The sequence below is a fragment of the Paracoccus ravus genome (assembly GCF_004522175.1).
GTDB classification, from domain to species: Bacteria; Pseudomonadota; Alphaproteobacteria; order Rhodobacterales; family Rhodobacteraceae; genus Paracoccus; species Paracoccus ravus.
Window position 1 is genome coordinate 1 of record NZ_SDEB01000064.1, and the last position, 3,629, is coordinate 3,629.

Genomic DNA, 3,629 nt, shown 5'->3' on the forward strand with positions numbered 1-3,629 from the left:
TGGCTATGGACTTACAACAACGAGCGCCCCAACATGGGCATCGGCGGCATCACACCCGCCCAGAAACTGAAAATGGCTGCCTGAGGTCTACTTCTGCGCCCCGTTAAAACGGGGAGGATTACCAAGCCAGCCCTCGTCGGTCGGAACGTAGCTGATATCCGCGAGCCAGATCCGGTCGGCTGCCGTCGCCCGGAAGTTCCGCTTCAGAAGGTTCGGGGCAATGCCGAATTGGTGACGGCTGTCCGTCGTCCGCGGCACCGCGCGGGCGCGGCGAGGTGGCCTAAATCCGTTCTCCTTCATCAGTTTGGCAACCGTTTTCCGCGCGACCGCAAGCCCTCGGCACGCAGCTCGGCATGGATACGCGGGGCACCGTAGCGGCGCTTGCTACCCTCGAAGATCGCGCGGATCTTCGCGGCAAGCACGTCCCTTGCCGCCTGGCGCGCCGCCCGTTTCGGGGCGGCGGCGCGCCAGTCATGAAACCAGCTCGGACTGACACGCAGAAGCCGGCGCATGAGACGGATGCCGTGTTCGGCAGCACGGGCGGCAATGAAGGCGAGTTTCGCGCTCATGGTTTCGCCGCCCATTGCGCGAAAAAAGCCGATGCCTTGCGCATCACCTCCACCTCTTCCTTCAGGCGACGGTTCTCGCGGCGCAGCTCGGCCAACTCCGCAGCCTCGGCCTTTTGGCGCCGAACGGCCTCGGCGGAGCCCGCGGCCTCAAGCTCAAGCCGCCAGCCCTTCGGCTGCGACGAGGTGATACCAAGTTCCTGCGCGACGCTGGCCTGCGTCGCCCCAGATTTTGACAGACGTGCGACCGCCTGCTCCTTGAACTCTGCCGTGAACCGGCGACGTGGTCCCTTGCTCATCCTTGATCCCCTGCGCTGAGAGTAAATTAACTCCCAGTCCGGGATCACGGGGCAAGGTCAGACTCTGTCTTCGGGCGGTCCAAGGTTGGGGGGTCGGATCAGAGGTTATCTGACGCCCTTGCCATGATTGCAGGCTCTACAGCGAACACAAAGGTTCGACTTACAACTCGTCCCACCCTTCGCAACCGGTATGATGTGATCGATTTCAAGCTCCGCAGCTGTTCCGCATGTAATGCATCTTTTGTCTCGTTCCAAGATTTCAAATCTGACCTTCAAAGGGACGTGCTGTCGTACCTTTTTTGGGGGACGACAATTCTTGACGAGTGCGGCGTAATCTATCTCTCCGGTCGCATAGCGTGCAAATTCCTCGACAAACTTTTTATAGGGGCCAAATCTTCTTGTCAGCGTGGTGACTGAGACAGATCGCTCCGGGTGCGCTTTGGCATACTCCTTCACATGAATTACCGATGGCGATTTTTCGTGCCTTTTGTAGGTGTATACCCAAATATCCCGGAAAATAGCGAGCAGAACATGGTCGCTCATTACGCGGATCGACTTTTTTGGCGGCGCCGCACCTACTTCCTTCAGTCCATTCCCCCAACTACCAAACGTGCGTCTTATGGTGTCAACGCTGAAGCGAGCATTTTTCCATTCCCGATAATTCGCTGCAGTGAGATCGCGAAAGTCGTGGCTTGCAACGAAGGCGCGTAAGTTATCGCGAACATCCGGCGGGCTGGAACGTGGGCGCCGATTTGGAATGAAAAACATACGCTTGTCTGGATCGTCTGATCTGCTGCTAAGATCGTCCATGTTCCCCTCCATCATTTAGACGAGAAGGTCAGATTTTTCTATGTCCGTCAATATTAAATATTCCCCCTTCTATCTTCGGTAGTCGCAGGTGAGAAGAATCAATCCATTTGACGTGTTTACAAGTCGATATAAGGCGTTGACTGAAGGAAAGTCTCGGCGTGAGTTATGTCTTACTTTCGTTTTCAGGTCGAAATCTTTCATCTATATACTTCGACTTTAACTCGAATATTTCTCCACGTCAACTTTGTGTTTCTCTACTTTAACTCGACTTGGGTTGATTTTACGATCGCCCGTCAAGCCGTCGAGATTTATGGATGGAAGCAAATGCCGTTGCTCATGAATATTCGTAATCGCCTCTATTCTAGGCGGGCAGCGAATCGGTTTTTGGCAATCGAAGATAATGTCAGGGTGCACTTCTATGCCGAGCTCGTCACCGTATGCCATCATGTGGCAGCCGGCATGCCAGCCGGTGTTCAGGAACAGCATCAGGTTCGGGGGCAGGTAGGGGGCCTTGCCGAGCTTTGCAGTGGCCAGGTTCTGGATATGTTGCAGACATTCTTTCATTTGATCCTCCAACGGATAACGCTTTCAGAAACGATGAGCCCTTCGGCTTCGAGGGCTTGCAGTTCGGAGGTGGGCTCGCTGATCAGCGGCAGCTGACTTAAGAGCACCTCCTTCGGGTTCTCAGCGAGCGGGGGTGTGAGGCTCCACGTCAGCGGGGAAGTCTCGTGGCGCTGGATGAGATCATCATAGACCAGATGGTTCAGGGCCATGTAGATGGAGGTGTCCCGCATTGCAGAAACGCGGGGCCGGATCTGGGCCATCGTGAGGGGTTCGGGTGCAGTGGCGAACAGGGTTTGGAGTTGGGTTCGCAGGGGGGTCATAGGTTCCTCTAGCGGAAGTGGGGCCAGCGGGCTCATAGGCCAGCGCTGGTCGGTTGAATAGAGCTGACTGCGAGAACTCGCAGTTAGTTCTGGAAATCAGCAGGTTAAGACTTCACGAACTTGGAGAGCTCGAGTGAGACCAGTGGTGGTCAGTGGATAGAGAGGTAAAAATAGTCATGAAGCCGGAGGCGCTAATTCTACCTATTTTCTATTCAACTTCTTGAAGTTTTGATTTTCTTAAAGACTAATCTCTTCTTTTTATTTCAAGACTACTTTTAGAAGAAAAAGGAAGGTTAGAAACTCTTTAGAAAACCCGTCTCGACTTCGCGAAGTCGAACAAACTACTGGTCGAACCCGTCCCCGAATCCGACCAGCGTCACTCGATACCACTTTTCCGTGCGGACGTGGCCACCAGAAATGGCCTCCTCGCACCTTCCGGCTACATGGGTAGCCAAAAGCTCTCAAAGCCCCTGTATGGCCCACCCGTCCGCACGGAGAACGCCCTTGCGGACCTTGAGCCCGAGACACATCATGCGAGGCTCACCGGTTTACGGGCCTCAGCGGATTGTTGAATGGCCCACCAGAGGGCCAGCTGTTCGGCAGTCATCTTCGAGGGCATTTTGAAATCCTCCAGCTCGCGCTTTCAATGGCCACGAACCCGAACCCGGTCCGGGTTCGAGCTACGGGCACACGATTGAAAAAAGAAGAGAGCCCACCCCGTTGCGGGGGGTAAGCGGTGTGCCGATCACACGGTGACTGCGTAGTTCCACGGGAGCAGGTCTTGGATGTTGCTCTGTTTATGGTCTTTGGCGATGGCGGTGAGCGTGGTTGTCAGCCATGCGTGGGGATCGACGCCGTTCATTTTGCAGGTCTCGATCATCGACGCGATGACAGCCCAGTTTTCGGCACCGGCGTCATGGCCTGCGAAGAGGGCATTCTTGCGGTTTAGGGCCATCACCCGTTCATTCTGCCCATGTCGGGCAATTTGTTGAGGTGCATTACCGCTGGCACGCGCTTTTCGGCCGACAGTTTCGGGTCGAGCGTGTCGACCGACGTGCGTCCGGCCAGTT

Annotated in this window: 5 protein-coding genes and 1 pseudogene; all 6 read right to left on the reverse strand. The window is 55.6% G+C overall.

What is annotated here, in order from left to right; all coding sequences use genetic code 11:
- Positions 1-299: 299 nt before the first annotated feature.
- Positions 300-569 carry an IS3 family transposase gene (locus ESZ60_RS20320; RefSeq protein WP_167620252.1) on the reverse strand — a complete coding sequence of 90 codons (270 nt, stop codon included), beginning with the start codon at positions 567-569 and terminating at the stop codon, positions 300-302.
- A complete protein-coding gene (locus ESZ60_RS20325; RefSeq protein WP_134682469.1) occupies positions 566-865 on the reverse strand; it encodes a transposase in 300 nt (99 codons plus the stop codon). The genes ESZ60_RS20320 and ESZ60_RS20325 overlap by 4 nt, the downstream gene beginning before the upstream one ends.
- A 105-nt stretch (positions 866-970) precedes the next feature.
- Positions 971-1,675 carry an HNH endonuclease gene (locus ESZ60_RS20330; protein WP_167620253.1) on the reverse strand — a complete coding sequence of 235 codons (705 nt, stop codon included), beginning with the start codon at positions 1,673-1,675 and terminating at the stop codon, positions 971-973.
- A gap of 216 nt (positions 1,676-1,891) precedes the next feature.
- On the reverse strand, positions 1,892-2,239 hold the full coding sequence (locus tag ESZ60_RS20335) for a hypothetical protein (protein WP_134682471.1): 348 nt from the start codon (positions 2,237-2,239) through the stop codon (positions 1,892-1,894).
- Entirely contained in the window at positions 2,236-2,559 is a 324-nt protein-coding gene (locus tag ESZ60_RS20340; protein WP_134682472.1) for a hypothetical protein, read from the reverse strand. The genes ESZ60_RS20335 and ESZ60_RS20340 overlap by 4 nt, the downstream gene beginning before the upstream one ends.
- Positions 2,560-3,304: 745 nt before the next feature.
- Positions 3,305-3,520 (reverse strand): annotated as a pseudogene (locus ESZ60_RS20345) (transposase domain-containing protein); the annotation flags it as partial.
- Between the last annotated feature and the right edge of the window lie 109 nt (positions 3,521-3,629).

Excerpts from the sequence above, each read along its gene's own strand:
- ESZ60_RS20320 (WP_167620252.1), bottom strand. The coding sequence starts at position 569 with ATGAGCGCGAAACTCGCCTTCATTGCCGCCCGTGCTGCCGAACACGGC.
- ESZ60_RS20325 (WP_134682469.1), bottom strand. The coding sequence starts at position 865 with ATGAGCAAGGGACCACGTCGCCGGTTCACGGCAGAGTTCAAGGAGCAG.
- ESZ60_RS20330 (WP_167620253.1), bottom strand. The coding sequence starts at position 1,675 with ATGGACGATCTTAGCAGCAGATCAGACGATCCAGACAAGCGTATGTTT.
- ESZ60_RS20335 (WP_134682471.1), bottom strand. The coding sequence starts at position 2,239 with ATGAAAGAATGTCTGCAACATATCCAGAACCTGGCCACTGCAAAGCTC.
- ESZ60_RS20340 (WP_134682472.1), bottom strand. The coding sequence starts at position 2,559 with ATGACCCCCCTGCGAACCCAACTCCAAACCCTGTTCGCCACTGCACCC.